The organism is Amycolatopsis umgeniensis (genome assembly GCF_014205155.1).
In the GTDB taxonomy this organism is placed as follows: Bacteria; Actinomycetota; Actinomycetes; order Mycobacteriales; family Pseudonocardiaceae; genus Amycolatopsis; species Amycolatopsis umgeniensis.
In genome coordinates this window covers 5,072,618-5,090,016 of record NZ_JACHMX010000001.1, presented here as the reverse complement: position 1 = coordinate 5,090,016, position 17,399 = coordinate 5,072,618, and the positions used below count along the sequence as shown (strand labels likewise).

Genomic DNA, 17,399 nt, shown 5'->3' with positions numbered 1-17,399 from the left:
TGTCACGCCTCCGCGTACTGGTTGGCGGCGACCCCGAGGCCGAGATGGTCGCGCAGGGTGGTGCCGGTGTAGGCCTGCCGGAACACGCCCGCGGCCTGGAGGGCGGGGACGGTCTCGGCGGTGAAGAGCTCCAAGTCGTCGGGCAGGACGGCGGGCCGGATGTGGAAGCCGTCGAGACCGCTCGCGGCGGCGAGGCGGGGCAGTTCGGCGGCGAGGTCGGCCGGGGTGCCGGTGAAGCTGAGGCCGCCCGTGGGGAAGGGGGCGTAGGCCTCCAGGGCGTGACGGCGGTCGATGGCCGCCTGCTCGGTCTCGGCGAGCACGACCGACAGGCCGGCCAGGAGCTTGGCGCCCGGGAAGCGCACGCGGGCGTCCCGGATCTCGTCGATCAGGACGACCTCGGCGCCCTGCGCGTACGGCGAGTCGCCGTACACCGCGACGACGGGGTGGCCCTGCGGCGGACGCGGCGTGATCGAAGGTCCCTTGACGCTGAAGAAGCGGCCCTCGAAGTCGACGTAGTGCAGTTTCTCGCGATCGATGAAGCGGCCGGTGGGCTCGTCGCGGATGATCGCGCCGTCCTCCCAGCTGTCCCAGAGGCGGGCGATGACGTCGACGACCTCGGCATTCTCCGCTTCGGCGTCCACCTCGGACGGCAGCGTGCGCCTGCCGAAGTGGGCGACCTCGGCTTCGGTGCGCGAAGGCACCGCGAGGACGCCGGCGCGGCCGCGGCTCGCGAAGTCGAGCGAGGCGACTGCCGTCGAGAGGTGGAAGGGCTCGGTGTGCGTGGTGGTGACCGTCGGGACGAGGCCGATCCCGCTGGTCACGGGGGCCAGCGCGGCAAAGGTCAGCAGCGCGTCGAGCCTGCCCCGGACGACCTCTTCGCCGCCCGGCTGGAGCGCGAGGGTGTCGTCGAGGGTGACGAAGTCGAGCGAAGCCGCTTCGGCGAGCCTCGCGTGGGCTAGGTAGTGGGCGGCGGTGAACAAGGCGGCCGGGCGGATGCCGGAAACCCGCCAAGCGGCCGGGTGCTGCCCGGCCCCGTCGAGCGCGACCCCGAGGTGCAACTGCTGTGCGGAACCCATGCCCGGGGAACTCCCGCGCCCACCTCGGGATTCCCTCTCCCACGAGGTGAGACACCCCCGGCGACCTCGCCTTTAGCGGGCTAAACGCGATCCCGGCGGCGACTCGCCTTTAGCGGGCTAAACGCGATCCGGCTGGTCAGAAGGGGCGGCGGGCCATCTCTTCGAGGCGCCGGATGCGTTCGTCCATCGGGGGGTGGGTCGAGAAGAGCTTCGAGAGGCCCTCGCCCGAGCGGAAGGGGTTCGCGATCATGAGGTGCGACTGCGAGACGAGCTTCGGCTCCGGCACGAGTGGCGCCGCGCGGGTCCCCCGGTCGAGTTTCCGCAGCGCCGACGCCAGGCCGAGCGGGTCTCCGGTGAGCTCCGCGCCCGACGCGTCGGCCTGATATTCCCGCGAGCGGCTCACCCCGAGCTTCACGATGGCGGCCGCGATCGGCCCGATCAGCACCAGGAGCAGCGCGACCAGCGGACTGTCGCCCTCCTCGCGGTCGTTGCCGCCGAAGATGCTCGCGAACATCGCGATGTTGGCGATCACGCTGATCACGCTCGCCAGCGCGCCCGCGACGCACGAAATGAGGATGTCGCGGTTGTAGACATGGGACAGTTCGTGCCCGAGCACCGCGCGCAGTTCGCGCTCGTCGAGCAGGTCGAGGATGCCGGTCGTGCAGCACACCGCGGCGTGCCGGGGGCTGCGGCCGGTGGCGAAGGCGTTCGGGGCCTGCGTGGGGCTGATGTAGAGGCTCGGCATCGGCTGACGCGCGGTGGTCGCCAGCTCGCGCACGATCCGGTACATCGCGGGCTGCTCGGCCTCGGAAACCGCCCGGGCGCGCATCGCCCGCAGCGCCAGCTTGTCGGAGTTGAAATACGCGTAGGCGTTGACGGCGAGCGCCACCACCAGGCCGATGACCAGCGCGCCCCGTCCGAAGAAACCGCTGATCCCGACGATGAGCGCGGACAGCACGCCGAGCAGGACGACGGTCTTCAGTCCGTTCTGGTGTTTGTGCACGGCGTCCTGCTCCTTTCTTTCTCCGGGGTGGGGGTTACTCATCGGAAACAACGCGATCGGGGGACGCGAAGTTCCTTCGCCCGGCCGGACCGCGGGTTATCGTCGAGCTCCGGAACGATCATGGGGAGGCGCCCGTGCGAGGACCCGAACTGAGCCGCCGAGCCCTGCTCACGCTGGCCGCGGCCGGCGCTTCGGCGATCGCCTTCGCTCCGGCGGCCAGAGCCGAGAAAGTCCTCCTCGTCGAGGTCGGGGGCACCCCGGAGGCGATCGCGGTGAATTCCGTCACCGGCTTCGCCTACGTCTCGGATCCGTCCACCGGCACGGTCGTCGTACTCGACTCGCGGAGCGGCACCGTCGGCGCGGTGATCCCGGTCGGCGGCGAGCCCGCCGGTCTGGCCGTGGACACCGTGACCAACCGGGTCTTCGTGACCAATCCGCCCGCGGGGACCGTCCTCGTCCTCGACGGACTGGCCAACGAGGTCATCAGCGTGGTGCCCGCAGGCCCCGGCGCGTCCGGTGTCGACATCGACGAGCAGGCGAACCGCATCTACGCGGTCAGCGACCTCACCGGAACGCTCGCCGTGATCGACGGCGTCGGCTGCCGCCTGCTGAAGCTGATCCCCGCGCCCACGCCCGGCCTGTCCTCGATCGCGGTGGACGGCGGCCGCAAGCTCGCGTACGCCACCAGCACGCGCACGGACTCCCTCGAGGTCTTCGACTTCGGCGCGGAGAAGTTCACCGGCGGGATCCCGGTCGGCAAGTCGCCGACGGGGGTCACCGTGCACCGCGGGAGCGGAACCGTGTTCGTCGCGAATTCGGCGATCCATCATCTGTCCGTTGTGGACGCGAATGAACGCAAAGAAAAAGCGACCGTGCTGCTGCGCTCGGAATCGTCGGCGGTCGCGGTCCATCAGGGTACGAACACCGTGTACGCCAACGGAGGCCCCAACGGCGTCGCCCGGATCGACGGCGTGACGAACCTGCTCACCGGTGACCTGTCACTCGGCGTGAACCCCGGCGCGGTCGCGATCGACCAGCGCACCAAAACGGTGTACGTGACGGATCCCTTGCGCGGCAGGGTTTCCCTGATCCGGGATTTCTGAGGTCTCACGTGGAGTAACTCCGGGTATACCGTCGAAAGCATGAAACTCGGTTTGCAGATCCCGGACCTCACGTGGCCGAACGGCGCGAGCGCGCTGGGCGCCGATCTGGCGGCCGTCGCCAAGAAGGCCGACGAAGCCGGCTTCGACTCCCTCGCCCTGATGGACCACTTCTTCCAGATCTCGGTGGTGGGCCCGGTGGAGAACGACATGATCGAGGCCTACACCGCGCTCGGTTTCCTCGCCGCGCACACCGAACGCGTGAAACTCCTGACCGTCGTCACCGGGGTGCACTATCGCGAGCCCGGCCTGCTGGCGAAGGCCATCACGACCCTGGACGTCCTTTCCGGCGGCCGCGCCATTCTCGGCATCGGGGCCGGTTGGAACGAAGAGGAATCGCGCGGGCTCGGCTTCCCCTTCCCCTCCACCGCGGAACGTTTCGAGCGGCTGGAAGAGACGCTGCGCTACGTGCGCCAGATGTGGAGCGAAGACGACGGCCCCTTCCAGGGCAAGCACTACCAGGCCGAAAGGTTGATGAACGTTCCGCAGGCGCTGTCGAAGCCGCGTCCGCCGATCATGATCGGGGGCGGCGGCGAAAAGAAGACGCTGCGGTTCGTCGCGAAATACGGCGACATGTGCAATCTTTTCAACGGCCCGGACCTCGAACGCAAACTCGGCGTGCTCAAGCAGCACTGCGAGAACGAGGGACGCGACTACGCCGAGATCACCAAGACCGTCTATCACACCCTCGACATCGGGCCGAAGGGCGAGAATACCGGCGAACTCAACGACGCACTCGGCAAACTGGCCGAACTCGGTGTCGACGTCGCGCTCGGTTCGATCCCCGGCCTTCCCGACCTCGACCTGATCGAAAAGATCGGCGCGGACGTCATCCCGGCCGCGGAAAAGCTCTGACGACACTCGCTCACCCCGCCTTCCACGGGCATGATGGCGGGGTGAGCGAGTACGAATTGCGTGGCGGGCTTCAACCGGACGTGTCGGCCGTGGCGGCCGTACTGGCGCATCACGGTGTCGAAGGGCCGGACGGGAAGGCGCCCAGCGAGGCCCTGCTCTTCGCCGTGTCCGGCGGGATCGGTGCCGGCTACATCCTGTGGGACTTCGCGCACGAGACGATGTCGACGATCGTGTTCGGTTTCCGTGCGCGCTGGCAATATCCGCAGGAGTGGCTGAAGTCCACAATGGACCGTCTCGGGCTCGGCGTCGACATCCACACCACCGGCGGCAAACGCGCCGCGGCGAAACGGCTCACCGCCGATCTCGAGGCGGGACGGCCGGTGATCGTCCTCCCCGACAACGAATCGCTCGGCTACTGGCATCTCCCACCGGAGATGTCCGGCGGTGGCGGGCATTTCGTCGTCGCGTACGGCGAGGAGGACGGCCGGGTGCTCGTCGACGACCGGAACCTCGCCCCGCTGACGGTCGACCGGAAGACGTTCGACGCCGCGCGCGCCCGGGTCGGCTCGTACAAGAACCTGCTCGCGACGACTCAGCCCGGCGAGGTCTCCGACTGGCGGGCCGCCGTGCGCGGCGGGCTGACGGACTGCGCGCGGAACCTCTCGGCGCCGTCGAAGTCGTTCTCGCTGCCCGCCTGGGGACGCTGGGCGAAGGCGATGACCGACGAACGTGACCCCAAGGGCTGGCCGCGCGCTTTCGGCGAGCGGCGCGGGCTTGTCGGGGCGCTGTTGAACGTCTGGGAGAGCGTCACCCCGGCCGGGATGGCGGGCGGGCATCTGCGCGGGCTGTTCGCCGACGCGCTCACCGAGGCCTCCGGCCTGCTCGAACTCCCGGAGCTGGCCGATCAGGCGTCGACGTGGCGGGGGATCGGCGAGCGCTGGGCCGAGCTGGCCGAGGCCGCCGTTCCGGCGTCGACAGCGGAGTTCGCCTGGGTGCGCGGGCTGGTCAGCGCGGTTTCGGCGGGTGTCCGTGAAGGCGACGCGGGGCAGGACGCGGCCGCGGCGGCGGGCGCGGAAATGTGGAAACTGCGCGCGCACTACAACGACGAGATGCCGTTCACCGACGTCGAGGTCGGCGACCTCTTCGCCACGATGGGCACGCTGATCCGGGACATCCACACCGCCGAGACCGAGGCGATCCGCGAACTCTCCGAAGCCCTGATGGAGTGAACCCGGGTAGCTGTCCGTTGCGCCGCGCGGCCGGATCGCCACGCGATCCTTGAAGATCCACTTCGTGCACGCACATCCGCTGGGGACGACCAGTGCGCGTCCCGCTCCCGAGATCCACCTGTACCGCCACCGCCTGCGTGTCGCCGACCTGGACTATCTCGGCCACGTCGGGAACGTGCGGCTGCTGGACTACCTCCAAGAAGCCCAGGTCGCCATGCTCGACCCGCTGCGTGAGCGCGTCTTCCGGACGAAAGGACCGGCCTATCTGATCGCGAAGCACAACGTCAGCTACGTGCGGCGGCTGACCTTCCGCGACCATCCGGTCGAGGTGGAGACCGTCGTCGGCCGGATCGGGACCTGCGACGTCGTGGTGAACAGCAGGCTCCGCGACGAGATGGCCGTCTACGCGCGCTGCCGCACCATCTGGGTCGCGTGCACTCTGCCCGAAGGCAGCACGCGGCGCCTCGACGAAGAGGAACGCGAGCGGCTGACGCGGTTCAGCGGGGCGATCGACGAAATCCCCGCCGCCCGCTGAATCGACTTTTTAACCGTTTATGCTCCATTTCCCGCAACACCGGAAAACGGCTGGGCCGTTCAGCGGCTGATCATCGCACTTTTCGGCCGGTACCTTCGAAAGATCTCTCCCTGCTGAGATCCCCGGAGGTATTTCATGCCACGGCCGAAGTCTGTCCGCTTTCTCGCGCCCTTGGTCGGCGCGCTCCTCCTGACGAGCGGGGTGGCGGCCGCCGCCCCGTCCGGAGAAGATCCGCAGTTCATCCGTCTGGCCAGCAGGACCTTTGATCCACTCAGCCAGCGGACGGCCGCGAGCCAGGACTGGAAGGGCGCCTACCTGCTCCAGGTCCGCGGCTCGCTGACCGACACACAGCGCGAACGATTGCGCTCACTGGGCGTGCGAATCGGGACCTACATTCCCGATTTCGCCTACGTGGTCCGGCTGAAGCCGGAGAACCGCGAATCGATCGCGAAATTGACTTTCGTCCGCTGGCTCGGCGAATACCGGCCGGATGACAAGGTGGAAATCTCGCTGGCCGGGACGGGCAGCTATCTGGTGACACTGGTCGAAACCGACGCACGGGACCAGCGGGCGGTGGCCGAGCGGATCCTGCGGCTCGGCGGCAGCGTCGAGGCGATCTCGCAAAGCGGGCAGCACATCGTCGCGAAACTCGGCTCCGGCCAGGCGGCCACCGTGGCGCAGGGTGCCGAGGTGCTCGCTGTCGGCGCGATCACCGCACCCGAGACCGATATGGCGAACGCGCGGGAAAGCAGCGGCGCGAACTACATCGAAAGCGCCGGCGGCTACCGCGGCCAGGGTGTGCGCGGTGAGGTGATGGACGGTGGACTGCGGGCCACCCACCAGGAGTTCAAGGCGCGGCCGACCGTGCTGCACGGCACGAACTCGACCGACACCAGCCACGGCACTTCGACGTACGGCCAGATCTTCGCCTCGGGCGTGAGCGCGCCGCAGCGGGGCCTGCTGCCCGAGGGGCAGGGCATCTTCGCCACCTACAACAAGCCGGACCGCTACGCCCACACCAAGGAGCTGGTCGACCCGGCGGGCAAGTACCGCGCGGTGTTCCAGAGCAACAGCTGGGGCGGCGGGCTGACCACGGCGTACAACTCGGTCTCAGCCGAGCTCGACCGCATCGTTTTCGACCACGACCTGCTGATCTGCCAGTCGCAGAGCAACGCGGGGAGCCAGCAGTCACGGCCGCAGGCCTGGTCGAAGAACGTGCTCTCGGTCGGCGGGCAGTACCACTACAACACGCTGGGCCGCACCGACGACAAGTGGAACGGCGGCGCCAGCATCGGCCCGGCCGCCGACGGCCGGATCAAACCGGAGCTGTCGAACTACTACGACAGGATCGACACCACGTCGTCCGGCAGTGACACCTCGTACACGACGTCGTTCGGCGGCACGAGCGGCGCGACCCCGATCACCTGCGGAAACGCCGGTCTGCTGTTCCAGATGTGGGCCGACGGCGTCTTCGACGGCGGGCCCGGCAAGGGCCGTGACGTCTTCACGAGCCGACCGCACGCCGCGACCGCGAAGGCACTGCTGATCAACGGGGCCGACCAGTTCGCGTTCACCGGCACGTCGCACGACATGACCCGGACGCACCAGGGCTGGGGCACCGCGAACGTGCGGTACCTGCACGAACAGGCCAAGGCGAACGGCTGGAAGCTGCCGGTGCTGGTCAACGAGACGGATCTGCTGGGCACCGGGCAGTCCAAGAAGTACACGGTCGCGGTGAACGGGACGAAGCAGTTCAAGGCGACGCTGGCCTACACCGATCCGGCGGGCTCGCCGAGCGCGTCGGTCACCAGGGTCAACGACCTGACGCTGAAGGTCACCGCGCCGAACGGGACCGTGTACTACGGCAACAACGGGCTGAAGGCGGGCAATTTCTCGACCTCGGGCGGGGCGCCGAACACCGTCGACACGGTGGAGAACGTGATCCTCGAGAAGCCCGCCGCGGGCACGTGGACGGTGGAGGTCGTCGCGACGCAGGTGAACGCCGACGGTCACCCGGAGACGTCGGCGACCGACGCGGACTACGCGTTGGTGGTTTCTTGACGGTGTGAGGGGCGCCACTGCCGCTTGGGTATTTCCGGCGCTTCCGCTTTGCGCGTGAAGGCCCCCTTCCCTCGGCTGAGCCGAGGGAAGGGGGCCTTCACGCGGGTCTTGGAGGTGAGCTGAGGTGGCGGTGAAGGGATAGCTGCATGCGCCTGGCGCAAGGAAGGGGACCTTCCGGTACTCGCAAGTCCGTAAAGGGCTACGGAAATGTCGCGTTCATCCCATCGTCACCGCAGATCACTCCGGCAATGTCGTGAAGGCCCCCTTCCCTACTCTCAAGGTAGGGAAGGAGGCCTTCACGTACTCGCGCACCGTGTTTCAAGGTGACGACCCACCAGGCCCACGGGCCACCATGATCACCCTCGGTAGCGCTTCGGCCGCGTATTGCCCGCGCCCGGATGGCCGAGACGTCTGCGCCGATGGCCGAGACGACAGGTTTCGGTTAAGAGACGGAAATGTGAGAGCCCTGAATGGCCTGTAACGAGGGGGCCCGGGGTGCCGACGTCTGGGATACGTGACGCGAGCCAAGGAGCCTCTCGATGACCACCTGCCGACTCTGCGGCTCGGCCCATCTCGCCAGCGTCGTCGACCTCGGAGCGACGCCGCCGTGCGAACGTTTCCTGACCGCGGGCGGGCTCGCGGAACCGGAACCGACCTACCCCCTGCACCTGCAGGTCTGCACCGAATGCTGGCTCGCCCAGATCCCGCCGCTGATCACCCCGGAAGAGACTTTCACCGAATACGCGTACTTCTCGTCGTATTCCGCCTCCTGGGTCGAACACGCCAAGACCTTCGTCGACGGCGCTGTCGAGCGGCTCGGCCTCGACGATTCTTCGTTCGTCGTCGAAGTCGCCAGCAACGACGGTTATCTCCTCAAACACGTTGTGGCGCAGCAGATCCGCTGTCTGGGTGTAGAACCTTCGGTGAACGTGGGCCAAGCCGCGCGTGACGCCGGGGTGCCGACGAAGACCGCCTTCCTCAGCCCCGAAAGCGGACGCGACGTCCGCGAGGAGCACGGTCCCGCCGACCTCGTCGTGGCGAACAACGTTTACGCACACATTCCGGACATCATCGGCTTCACGCACGGGCTCCGCGCCCTGGTCGCCGATGACGGCTGGGTCAGCATCGAGGTCCAGCACCTGCTGACGCTGATCCAGGAGAACCAGTACGACACGATCTATCACGAGCACTTCCAGTACTACACGGTGGAATCCGCGCGCCGGGCCCTCGCGCGCGGCGGATTGTCCGTTGTGGACGTCGAGCTCCTCCCCACCCACGGCGGGTCCATCCGGCTGTGGGCGCGCCCGGACGCCGTCGCCGGTGAGCCGAGCGAGCGGATGATGGAGATCCTCGACGCCGAGAAGGCGGCCGGACTGCACGAAATGTCCGGCTACACCGAATTCTCCGAGCGGGTCACCAAGGTCCGGCTCGACCTGAACAAGTTCCTCACCGACGCGGCGCTCGAAGGCAAGACCGTCGTCGGTTACGGCGCTCCCGGCAAGGGCAACACGCTGCTGAACCACTGCGGCATCCGCCCGGACGTGCTGCGGTACACCGTCGACCGCAACCCGTACAAGCACGGCCGCTTCACCCCCGGCACCCGGATCCCCATCCTTCCGCCGGAGCGCATCGAAGCGGACAAGCCCGACTACGTGCTCGTCCTTCCGTGGAACCTCCGGAAGGAACTGACCGCCCAATTGTCCTTTGTGGACAGCTGGGGCGGAAAACTGGTCTTCCCCATCCCGCACCTGGAAATCGTCGAGGTGAAGTCGTGAAGGTAGTCCTCTTCTGCGGCGGCTACGGCATGCGGATGCGCAACGGTGACGCGTCCGACGTGCCCAAGCCGATGGCCATGGTCGGCCCCAGACCCCTGATCTGGCACGTGATGCGCTACTACGCGCATTTCGGGCACACCGAGTTCATTCTCTGCCTCGGTTACGGCGCGCACCACATCAAGGAATTCTTCCTCAATTACCAGGAGACCGTCTCCAACGATTTCGTCCTGCGGAACGGCAAGGCGGAACTGCTCTCGACCGACATCGCGGACTGGTCGATCTCCTTCGTGCAGACCGGCCTCGAATCGGCCATCGGCGAGCGGCTGCGCCGGGTGCGCCCGCATCTCGACGGCGACGAGATGTTCCTCGCCAACTACGCCGACGTCCTCACCGACGCCCCGCTGCCGGAGATGATCGACCGGTTCAAGAACTCCGACGCCGGCGCGTCGATGATGGTCGTGCCGCCGCAGTCGTCGTTCCACTGCGTCGAAATGGGCGAGGACGGCCGCATCGGCGCGCTGACCCCGGTCAGCGAGATGCCGCTGTGGGAGAACGGCGGGTACTTCGTGCTGCGCCAGGAGGTCTTCGACCACATCCCCGAGGGCGGTGACCTGGTGGCCGACGGCTGCGGCGAACTCGCCAAGCAGGGCAAGCTCCTGGCGTACCCGTACCGCGGGTTCTGGAAGCCGACCGACACCGTGAAGGAACGCGTCCAGCTGGACGACGCCTACGCCCACGGCGACCGCCCCTGGGCGCGGTGGGAGCGCGAACCCGCGACGGCGAGCACGGCGTGATCGGACTCGGTACCAGGATCGAGCGGATCGTCGCGCTCGGCGCGCATTGTGACGACATCGCCATCGGGGCGGGCGGCACACTGCTGACGTTGTGCGCGGCCAACCCGGGTGTCCGGGTCGACGCGCTCGTCCTGTCCGGCGGCGGCACCGAACGGGAGGCCGAGGAGCGCGCCGCGCTCGCGGCCTTCTGCCCGGGCGCCGACGTCGAGGTCACCGTGCTCAAACTGCCCGACGGCCGGTTCCCCGCGCATTGGGAAGAGGCCAAGAACGGGCTGGAGGAACTGCGCCGCCGCACCGAACCGGACCTCGTCCTCTCCCCGCGCACGGCCGACGCACATCAGGATCACCGCGGCCTGGCGACGCTGGTGCCGACGGTGTTCCGCACCCATCTCCAGCTGGAGTACGAGATCGCCAAATGGGACGGCGACCTCGGCAAGCCCACCGCGTACGTCCCGCTCTCGACCGAGCTCGCCGAAGAGAAGGTCCGGCTGCTGCAGGAGCATTACGCCTCGCAGCGGCACCGGCCTTGGTACGACCGGGAAGCCTTCCTCGGCCTCGCCCGCATTCGCGGTATCGAATGCGGGCAGCGCTATGCCGAGGCCTTCGACCTCAAAAAACTGACGCTCGACCTCACTTCGAAAGGCTGAAAGCGATGCGTGTGCTGCTGACCGGGCACAAGGGGTACCTGGGCACGGTGATGGCCCCGGTGCTGGCCGCCGAAGGCCACGAGGTGATCGGCCTCGACTCCGGTCTCTACGACACCTGCGTGCTGGGTCCCCAGCCCGAAGACCCCGAAGGCTTCGAGGTCGACCTTCGTGACGTCACGGCCGAGCACGTGGCCGGGGTGGACGCCGTGATCCACCTCGGCGCGCTGTCCAACGACCCGCTCGGTTCGCTGGCGCCGGAGCTGACCTACGACATCAACCACCACGCGTCGGTCAAGCTCGCCAAGCTCGCGAAGGACGCCGGGGTCAAGCGGTACCTCTACGCCTCGACGTGCTCCGTCTACGGCGCTTCGGGTGGCGACGGCCTGGTCGACGAGGACGCGCCGCTGCGCCCGGTGACGCCCTACGCCGAGTCGAAGGTGCGGGTCGAGGACGACGTCCAGGAGCTCGCCGACGGCGACTTCAGCCCGGTGTACATGCGCAACGCCACCGCTTTCGGCTTCTCGCCCCGGCTGCGCGGCGACATCGTGCTCAACAACCTCACCGCGCACGCCCACCTCTCCGGTGAAGTCCTGGTGCTCTCCGACGGCACGCCGTGGCGGCCGCTGGTCCACGCCAAGGACATCGCGCGCGCCTTCGCGGCGGCCCTGGTGGCACCCAAGGAAGCGGTGCACGGCAAGGCGTTCAACATCGGCACCGAACGCAACAACGTGACCGTCGCCGAGATCGCCGAAGAGGTCGTCGAGGCCGTTCCCGGCTCGACGCTGCGGATCACCGGGGAGGCGGGCGCGGACCCGCGCTCCTACCGGGTCGACTTCTCCCGGTTCCGCGCGGCGATCCCCGGTTTCGACTGCGACTGGTCGGTCAAGGACGGCGCGCTCGAACTGATCGACGCCTACAAGACCCACGGCCTCACCGAACACGGCTTCCAGCGCCTGTTCACCCGGCTCGCGCGGCTGCAGGACCGCACCGCGGCAGGCGAACTCGACGACACCTTGCGACGTCGCTGATGACATACCGGGACCTGGAGACGAGCGCCGACCTGCGAAAGCTGGTCGAGCGCTTGTACCCGTTGTGCCGCAGCATCACCGGCGACGGCGTCCGCCGCACGCTGGAGATCGTCGGCGAGCACATCCCACTCCAGATCCACGAGGTCCCCACCGGCACCGGAGTACTGGACTGGACGGTGCCGCAGGAGTGGAACATCCGCGACGCGTACATCAAGGACGCCTCGGGCCGCCGCGTGGTCGACTTCGGCGAGTCGAACCTGCACGTCGTCGGCTACAGCGTGCCGATCTCGCGGAAGATGCCGCTCTCCGAGCTGCGCGAACACCTGCACACGCTGCCCGAGCAGCCGTCGCTGGTGCCGTACCGGACCAGCTACTACTCGCCGACGTGGGGTTTCTGCCTGGCGCAGGACACTCTCGACGCGATGCCGGACGGCGAGTACGAGGTGCACATCGATTCCACCCTGGCCGACGGGCACCTCACCTACGCCGAGCACGTCGTGCCGGGCGAGGTCGCCGACGAGGTGATCATCTCCTGCCACACGTGTCATCCCTCGCTGGCGAACGACAACGTCGCCGGGATCGCGATCGCCGCCGCGTTCGCGCAGACGCTCGAAAAGCCCCACCACACGTACCGGTTCCTGTTCATGCCGGGCACGATCGGCGCCATCACCTGGCTCGCGCGCAACAACGAACGCGTCGGCCGGATCAAGGCCGGGCTCGTGCTGGCCTGCGCCGGTGACCCGGGATCGTTGACATACAAGCGAAGCCGTCGTGGCGACGCCGAGATCGACCGCGTCCTCGCGTACGTCCTCGCCGATCGCGCGCACAAGATCGTGGACTTCTCGCCGTACGGATACGACGAGCGTCAGTTCTGCTCCCCCGGCTTCGACCTCGGTGTCGGCTCGCTGACGAGGACGCCGTACGCGGGCTATCCCGAGTACCACACCTCGGCCGACAACCTCGATTTCGTCTCCACGGAGGCCATGGAGGAAACCCTCCGGACCCTGCGGGACGTGCACGCCGTCCTCGACCGCGACCGCAGCTACGTCAACCTCAGCCCCTACGGCGAGCCGCAACTCGGCAAGCGCGGGCTGTACGACTCGCTCGGCGGTCGAAGCGACGCCAAACAAGCCCAGATGGCCATGCTCTGGGTGCTCAACCTCTCGGACGGCGAGCACAGCCTGCTCGACGTCGCCGAGCGGTCCGGGCTGCCGTTCGATTCCGTCGTCGCCGCCGCTCAGGCGCTCCACGACGCCGGATTGCTCAAGGATTAGAGGCCCCATGCGATCACTTCTGCGTTCCCAAGCCGTCCGGGCCATGGCCGGACGGCTCAGCTGGGGCCTCGGCGACCAGGCCGTCTCCAGTATCACCAACTTCGTGGTCGGGCTGTTCGTGGCGCGCTCGCTCGGCACGTTCGCCTTCGGCATGTTCAGCCTCGCTTGGGTCAGTTACGGCGTGGTGCTCAACCTTTCGCGCGGGCTGACGACGGATCCGCTGATGGTGCGGTTCTCCGGGGTGTCCACCGAGTCCTGGCGGACCGCGACCGCCAAGGCGACCGGGACGGCGCTCTCCGTGGGTGTCGCGGCCGGTCTGGTGAGCGTCGCCGCCGGTCTCGTGGTGGGCGGGCCCATCGGCGGGGCGTTCATCGCGCTCGGCTTCGTCATCCCCACCCTGCTGCTGCAGGACGCCTGGCGGTTCACCTTCTTCGCCGCGGGGCACGGGAAGAAGGCGTTCGTCAACGACCTCGTGTGGGGTGTCGCGCTGATCCCCGCGCTGTTCATCGCGCACCGCTGGTTCGACACGGTCGTCGCGTTCATCCTGGCGTGGGGCCTTTCCGGCGCGGTCGCCGCAGGCTACGGCTGCCTGCAGTCCGGGGTCCGGCCCGATCCGCGCGGCACGCTCGAATGGCTCAAGGCACACCGCGACCTCGGCACCCGCTACCTGATCGAAAACGTCAGCAACAGCGGCTCGTCGCAGCTGCGGATGTACGGTCTCGGCGCCATCGCCGGGCTGGCGAGTGTGGGCGCGGTCCGCGGCGCCGAGCTGCTCCTCGGGCCGTTCTTCGCCCTTTTGATGGGACTTTCCCTGGTCACAGTGGCCGAAAGCGCGCGGGTGCTCCAACGGGCCCCGCATCGCCTTCGGAAATTCTGCGCCGTCCTCGGCGCCGGCCAGGCGGCAGCGGCCCTGCTCTGGGGCCTCGCCTTGCTTCTGGTACCCCATGACGCCGGCCGGTTCGTACTCGGTGACGTCTGGGATCCCGCTTCGGAACTGATCCTCCCGGTGACCATCGGCATCGCCGCGGCGGGGTTCAACACCGGGGCGGCCGCCGGATTGCGTGCGCTCGGCGCTGCGAAAAGGAGCCTTCGCGCCCAGCTGATCAACTCGGCCGGCTATGTCGGTTTCGGGCTCATAGGCGCCTTCTTGGCCGGGGCGTCCGGATCCGCTTGGGGGGTCGCGTTGGCGATCACCAGCGGTTCCGCGGTGTGGTGGCTTCAGCTGCACATCGCTCTCAAAGAGCACCTGACTTCGGAGAAGGAAGAAATGAGGACGTCATGAGCACCGCTCCTCGGTTGAGCATCGGGCTCCCGGTCTACAACGGCGAGGACTACCTCGCCGAATCGCTGGACGCACTCCTCGGCCAAAGCTACGAGAACTTCGAACTGATCATCTCGGACAACGCGTCCACTGATCGCACCGAAGAAATCAGCCGTGAGTACACGAAGCTGGATTCCCGCGTCCGCTATGTTCGCCAGCCGGTGAACATCGGCTGCGCGCCCAACCACAACTACTGCGTCGACGTCGCCCGCGGCGAGCTGTTCAAGTGGGCCTCCGACGACGACCTGTACGCGCGCGACCTGCTGGAGCGGTGCGTCGAGGCGCTCGACGAGCACCCCGAGTTCGTCCTCTCGCACTCGTGGACGGCGATGATCGACGAGAAGGCCGTCGTCACGCAGGCGCTGGAGTACCCGCTCAACACGGTCTCGCCGCACGCCGCGGAACGCTTCCGCAGCACGCTGTTCGCCCCCGGCGGGGACGACGACGGCGCGGTCATCCGCACCGAGGTGCTGCGCCGCGTCGCGCCGCTGGACAGCTACCACCACGCGGACCGCACGATCATCTCGGAACTGGCCCTGCACGGCCCGTTCCATCAGGTGCCCGACTGGCTGTACTTCCGGCGCGACCACCCCGGCCGCTCCGAACACGAGCACCCGACCGTGCGCAGGCGTGCCACCAACCTCGACCCGAAGCGCGCCGACAAACTGCGTCACCCGATGATCCGGCTGCTCGGCGAGTACGTCCTGGGGTACGTCAACGCGATCCGCAACGCGCCGATCTCGGCCGCGGAGAAGCGTGAATGCTTCCGCTACCTGCGGCAATGGATGCTGAACCGGGCGGGGAACCCGGCGATGGGGCGGATGCCGGTGCAGGCCGAGGCCGAAACCGGTCCGCGTGAAGTGTCCGTGGTTTCAGTCGTGGCCGGCCAGGAGGGACGAGTCCCTTGACCTCGCCCGCGAGAATCGGGCTGTTCGGACTCCTCGGATCGGGGAACCTCGGCAACGACGGTTCTTTCGAGGCGGTCCTCGGGTATCTGCGCGCGGAACATCCGGGCGCCGCGATCAGCGTGATGTGCGGCGGTCCGGAAATCGTCGCGTCGCGCTACGACCTCGAGACGACCGCGTTGAACTGGTACCAGGGTGAGTACCGGACGGCTTCGGGACCGCTTTCCATCGCCATGAAGGGTTTCGGCAAACTCGTCGACATCGTCCGCACGGTGGCGTGGGCACGGCGCCAGGACGTGGTGATCGTGCCGGGGATGGGTGTCCTCGAATCCACCCTTCCCTTGCGTCCGTGGGGTTTCCCGTACGCCTTGCTGCTGCTTTCGGCGTCCGGCCGGATGGTCGGCACCAAGGTGGCGCTGGTGAGCGTCGGCGCCAACGTGAGCACGCACCGGGTCACCCGGTCGGTCATCGGCTGGGCCGCGCGGCTGGCGACGTTCCGGTCGTACCGGGACGAGCCGTCACGGGAGGCGATGCGCGCGATGGGGGTGGACGTCACGAACGACCGCGTCTACCCCGACCTCGCCTTCGCCCTCCCCGCGCCTTCGGAACCGGTGGTGCCCCGTTCCGTCGGGGTCGGGGTGATGGCCTACCACGGCGGGAACGACGACAGGGCCCGCGCCAACGACATCTACGAGTCCTATGTGGACAACATGACCCGGTTCGTCGCCCGGCTCGTCGCCGACGGCAGGCCGGTGCGGTTGTTCATCGGCGACCGGGCCGACCGCCAGGTCGTCGACGAGATCATGCGGGAACTGGAATCCCCGCTGATCACCGCCGCCGACACGGCCACTTTGGACGACGTGCTGCGGGCGATGTCGGCTGTCGAGACCGTCGTCGCCACCCGGTACCACAACGTCCTGTGCGCGCTGAAGCTGGCGAAACCGACGTTGTCCATCGGGTACGCCGGCAAGAACGAGGTCCTCATGACCACACTGGGGCTGGGGGAATTCTGCCAGTCGGCCAAGGAGATCGATTTCGACTCTCTGGTGCGCCAGTTCGCGGAACTCGAGACCCGGGCGGGCGAACTGGCCGGCACCCTCGCGAAACGCGGCGCGGAACAGGTGCGACTACTGGACGAGCAGTTCTCCGAGCTGTCGGCCGCCTTCCTGCCGTTGGGAGTCCGATGAAGGTGATCCCGGTGCCCGCCATCGCGGGCGCGTTCCTGTTCGAACCGACCCCGCACGCCGACGAGCGCGGCTTCTTCAGCCGCACTTTCGACGCCGACGTCGTCCGGTCGGCCGGGATCGATCCGGACGGGTTCCTCCAGGACAGCGTTTCCCGGTCCCGCAAGGGAGTGCTGCGCGGGATGCATCTCCGCTCCGGTCTCGGCGAGGCGAAACTGGTCCGGTGCTCGTGGGGCGCCGTCTTCGACGTCGTCGTCGACCTGCGGCCGGATTCGCCGACCTATCTCGGCAAGGAGACGTTCGACCTGTCCGGCGAGACCCAGGTCTCGCTGTACATCCCGGCGGGCTGCGCGCACGGGTTCCAGGCGCTCACCGAATACGCCGACGTCTCCTACCGGATCGACCGCGCGCACGATCCCGCCGAAGACGTCGCGATCGCCTACGACGACCCCGAGCTGGCGATCGACTGGCCGCTTCCGCCCGCCTTCGTCTCGGAGCGGGATCGCCGAGCCCTTCCCCTTTCCGCGGTACTACAGAACACGAGGTGAGACA

Annotated in this window: 16 protein-coding genes; 14 read left to right on the top strand and 2 right to left on the bottom strand. The window is 68.2% G+C overall.

Annotation, left to right across the window (positions count from 1 at the left end):
* Nucleotides 1-2: 2 nt before the first annotated feature.
* Both HDA45_RS24060 and htpX read right to left on the bottom strand, forming a co-directional pair.
* The gene (locus tag HDA45_RS24060) at nucleotides 3-1,076 is read right to left on the bottom strand and encodes an LLM class flavin-dependent oxidoreductase (protein ID WP_184898917.1); all 1,074 of its coding nucleotides are present in this window, start codon (nucleotides 1,074-1,076) and stop codon (nucleotides 3-5) included.
* 136 nt (nucleotides 1,077-1,212) lie between these two features.
* Nucleotides 1,213-2,079 carry a zinc metalloprotease HtpX gene (htpX, locus tag HDA45_RS24055; protein ID WP_184898916.1) on the bottom strand — a complete coding sequence of 289 codons (867 nt, stop codon included), beginning with the start codon at nucleotides 2,077-2,079 and terminating at the stop codon, nucleotides 1,213-1,215.
* 134 nt (nucleotides 2,080-2,213) lie between these two features.
* Between htpX and HDA45_RS24050 the strand changes: the two genes are divergently transcribed.
* The 14 genes from HDA45_RS24050 (at nucleotide 2,214) to HDA45_RS23985 (ending at nucleotide 17,395) form a co-directional block, all read left to right on the top strand.
* Complete coding sequence (locus tag HDA45_RS24050) at nucleotides 2,214-3,182, top strand: YncE family protein (RefSeq protein ID WP_184898914.1); 969 nt, start codon at nucleotides 2,214-2,216, stop codon at nucleotides 3,180-3,182.
* Between the two features lie 39 nt (nucleotides 3,183-3,221).
* Nucleotides 3,222-4,094, top strand: a complete 873-nt coding sequence (locus tag HDA45_RS24045) for an LLM class F420-dependent oxidoreductase (protein ID WP_184898912.1) — start codon at nucleotides 3,222-3,224, stop codon at nucleotides 4,092-4,094.
* A 41-nt stretch (nucleotides 4,095-4,135) separates the two neighbouring features.
* Nucleotides 4,136-5,323: a BtrH N-terminal domain-containing protein gene (locus HDA45_RS24040; RefSeq protein ID WP_184898910.1), complete on the top strand. Its 1,188-nt coding sequence runs from the start codon at nucleotides 4,136-4,138 to the stop codon at nucleotides 5,321-5,323.
* Nucleotides 5,324-5,387: 64 nt separating this feature from the next.
* Entirely contained in the window at nucleotides 5,388-5,858 is a 471-nt protein-coding gene (locus tag HDA45_RS24035; protein ID WP_343072138.1) for an acyl-CoA thioesterase, read from the top strand.
* A 135-nt stretch (nucleotides 5,859-5,993) separates the two neighbouring features.
* Nucleotides 5,994-7,919: a S8 family serine peptidase gene (locus tag HDA45_RS24030; protein ID WP_184898908.1), complete on the top strand. Its 1,926-nt coding sequence runs from the start codon at nucleotides 5,994-5,996 to the stop codon at nucleotides 7,917-7,919.
* Nucleotides 7,920-8,458: 539 nt separating this feature from the next.
* On the top strand, nucleotides 8,459-9,694 hold the full coding sequence (locus HDA45_RS24025; protein ID WP_184898906.1) for a class I SAM-dependent methyltransferase: 1,236 nt from the start codon (nucleotides 8,459-8,461) through the stop codon (nucleotides 9,692-9,694).
* Nucleotides 9,691-10,488: a sugar phosphate nucleotidyltransferase gene (locus tag HDA45_RS24020; RefSeq protein WP_184898904.1), complete on the top strand. Its 798-nt coding sequence runs from the start codon at nucleotides 9,691-9,693 to the stop codon at nucleotides 10,486-10,488. The genes HDA45_RS24025 and HDA45_RS24020 overlap by 4 nt, the downstream gene beginning before the upstream one ends.
* Nucleotides 10,485-11,135, top strand: coding sequence for a PIG-L family deacetylase (locus HDA45_RS24015; protein WP_184898902.1), 651 nt, complete (start codon nucleotides 10,485-10,487; stop codon nucleotides 11,133-11,135). The genes HDA45_RS24020 and HDA45_RS24015 overlap by 4 nt, the downstream gene beginning before the upstream one ends.
* 5 nt (nucleotides 11,136-11,140) lie before the next feature.
* Nucleotides 11,141-12,163, top strand: a complete 1,023-nt coding sequence (locus HDA45_RS24010) for an NAD-dependent epimerase/dehydratase family protein (RefSeq protein ID WP_020633242.1) — start codon at nucleotides 11,141-11,143, stop codon at nucleotides 12,161-12,163.
* Entirely contained in the window at nucleotides 12,163-13,437 is a 1,275-nt protein-coding gene (locus HDA45_RS24005; protein ID WP_184898900.1) for a DUF4910 domain-containing protein, read from the top strand. Before HDA45_RS24010 ends, HDA45_RS24005 begins: the two co-directional genes overlap by 1 nt.
* A 7-nt stretch (nucleotides 13,438-13,444) precedes the next feature.
* Entirely contained in the window at nucleotides 13,445-14,719 is a 1,275-nt protein-coding gene (locus HDA45_RS24000; RefSeq protein ID WP_184898898.1) for an MATE family efflux transporter, read from the top strand.
* Nucleotides 14,716-15,666: a glycosyltransferase family 2 protein gene (locus HDA45_RS23995; RefSeq protein WP_184898896.1), complete on the top strand. Its 951-nt coding sequence runs from the start codon at nucleotides 14,716-14,718 to the stop codon at nucleotides 15,664-15,666. Before HDA45_RS24000 ends, HDA45_RS23995 begins: the two co-directional genes overlap by 4 nt.
* Nucleotides 15,663-16,850: a polysaccharide pyruvyl transferase family protein gene (locus tag HDA45_RS23990; RefSeq protein ID WP_184898894.1), complete on the top strand. Its 1,188-nt coding sequence runs from the start codon at nucleotides 15,663-15,665 to the stop codon at nucleotides 16,848-16,850. The genes HDA45_RS23995 and HDA45_RS23990 overlap by 4 nt, the downstream gene beginning before the upstream one ends.
* Nucleotides 16,847-17,395: a dTDP-4-dehydrorhamnose 3,5-epimerase family protein gene (locus HDA45_RS23985; protein WP_184898892.1), complete on the top strand. Its 549-nt coding sequence runs from the start codon at nucleotides 16,847-16,849 to the stop codon at nucleotides 17,393-17,395. The genes HDA45_RS23990 and HDA45_RS23985 overlap by 4 nt, the downstream gene beginning before the upstream one ends.
* The last annotated feature ends 4 nt before the right edge of the window (nucleotides 17,396-17,399 follow it).